Here is a 345-nt window from a genome sequence, read left to right on the forward strand (position 1 = left end):
GGCTCTTCCGGTTTCGGGGTGCGTAGCGGGGTGAGGTAGAAATCGACGGGTTCAGCGGGTCACCACAACATGTAGGGGTCCCTGGTGTGAAGATGAAAGTTCCTACACAACCATCTAAACCCACCAGGAACCCGTACTGTGAAGCCTACTGGAAACCTCGTTGCCGACACCATCTGCCGTACCGCGGAAATCGGGCTTGCTATCACCGGTGCTGCTGATGCCGGACCGCTGACCATCATTGAGGCTACGCCAGTAGCCGTTAGCGGCGTGTGCCCGGACTGCGGACAGTCAGGAAAGCTGCGCGACCACATCACCCGTCGACTCGTTGATCTTCCCGTTGTTGGA

Annotated in this window: 1 pseudogene; it reads left to right on the forward strand. The window is 58.6% G+C overall.

Annotated features, from left to right (window positions below):
• Positions 1–138: 138 nt before the first annotated feature.
• Positions 139–345 (forward strand): annotated as a pseudogene (locus HMPREF2932_RS04285) (ISL3 family transposase); the annotation flags it as partial.

Origin of the sequence: Corynebacterium sp. HMSC074H12, from assembly GCF_001813755.1 — a bacterium.
Classification (GTDB): domain Bacteria; phylum Actinomycetota; class Actinomycetes; order Mycobacteriales; family Mycobacteriaceae; genus Corynebacterium; species Corynebacterium hiratae.